The sequence below is a fragment of the Pseudomonadales bacterium genome, assembly GCA_013215025.1.
Lineage (GTDB): Bacteria > Pseudomonadota > Gammaproteobacteria > Pseudomonadales > DT-91 > DT-91.
Map to the genome: position 1 here is coordinate 1 of JABSRR010000352.1, position 1,551 is coordinate 1,551.

General features: G+C 42.1%; 2 protein-coding genes. Both read left to right on the top strand.

The window, feature by feature from the left end; genetic code table 11:
• The first annotated feature begins 18 nt into the window (after positions 1-18).
• On the top strand, positions 19-393 hold the full coding sequence (locus tag HRU21_13590; GenBank protein ID NRA43315.1) for an ankyrin repeat domain-containing protein: 375 nt from the start codon (positions 19-21) through the stop codon (positions 391-393).
• A gap of 107 nt (positions 394-500) precedes the next feature.
• A partial coding sequence (locus tag HRU21_13595; protein ID NRA43316.1) for a DUF4856 domain-containing protein occupies positions 501-1,551 on the top strand: 1,051 nt, incomplete at its 3' end.

Below are 1,551 nucleotides of genomic sequence, written 5' to 3' on the forward strand. Positions count from 1 at the left end.
GCTCGCTCAGGCGGTCTGATGCTGTCTACCAATATTCTTGCAATTTTACGCCAAGTTTCTGCGCACCCTGATTTTGCCAATGTCGACCCCTTGGTTCTGCATTCGGTGAATCAATTTGGTAATTCGCCGATTCACTTGGTTGCAGGGTGGTCTGAGCCAGAGATTTTAGCTTACCTGATCAAATCGGGCGCGAATGTTAATCAAGTAGGTGAGGGTGGATTAACCCCATTACATATTGCGGTTGAGAATAATGATTTGGCTTCGGTTAAGGTTTTGCTCTCATCTGGCGCAGAGTTGCTGCGTGATGACTGGTCCATAACGCCACTAGATTTAGCAGAGAATCTGAAGCTCAGCGAAATTGCTAAATGGCTGCATGCAAATGCCATTACCTAAACCTTAAATAATAAACATAATTTTTTTTAATTTTGTTATTGATAATAATTATCATTTATTCTAAGATTCTCACCAGTTTTATTATAATGTTTTTTTAGGGGATCAACATGTTTAAAAAGTATCTTGGTGTTGCAATATCGGCAGCTGTTTTAAGTGCCTGTGGTGGTGGCTCTAGCTCTGGCGGTGGTGATAACGGCGGCGATAACGGTGGTGATAATGTTTTGCCAACTACTTACACCTTTGAAAATGCTGCTGGTGTTTCAAGCGTGTCTTATACCGGCCAAACGGCACGTCAAGTTATGATACAAGACATGAAAGCTCTAGCTGGCTCTTTTCAAAACGGTACAACCGAAGCTGATGCCAAACTAGCGCTTTACAATGCTTATGGCATTGCACAAAGCAATGATGACTCCTTTATTACAGATGTGGCAGATTTGGATGCTGAAAATCATGGTCAAACTGCAGCTGGCGAAAACGATGAGTTTGTCACAATCCCTGGCCCTACTTATGGCGATATTTCAGGCGGTAAAAATTTAGTCAGTAAAACCGCAGGTAACGATAAATGTGTTGGCGTGAATGGTGACTTTATCGTCACTGAAAGCCTAATTGATGACGCTAAAGCAGCGGCTTTTGTTGCAAACGATTGTGAGTTATCTGCCAGCCAAGTTGGTCATGCACAACAATTATTGTCAGCCTATTTTGATAAACTTGCATTGATTGCTGAGACGCCTGACTCTGATGCAAATGGTGAGCTTTCTCGTTACGTCGATGCTGAAGGTCGTGACTATGTTCAACTAATTCAAAAGTTTTTATCGATGGCAGTTGCCTTTAATCAAGGTACTAACGATTATTTGCAGTCCGCGTGGTCAGAGAAAAACTTTTTTGAAGACGCAGATAATGATGGTGAAGCCGATAAGACTTATACCGATGCAGCGCATAAATGGGATGAAGCTTTTGGTTACTTTGGCGCGGCACGTGATTACCTTTCTTACAGCGATGAACAAATTGCCGACGGTGCAGTTATAGATACTAATTTAGATAGTGCTGCCGATTTACGTAGTGAAGTGAATATGGGGCATGCTGTTAATTGTGCGAAACGTGATAAGGCAGATTTTGGTACAGACTATACCAAGCAAGCTTTTGAAGCCTTTATTGCTG

What these genes read in the sequence shown, in the direction of transcription:
- HRU21_13590 (NRA43315.1), top strand. Translation starts at nt 19, where the DNA reads ATGCTGTCTACCAATATTCTTGCAATTTTACGCCAAGTTTCTGCGCAC.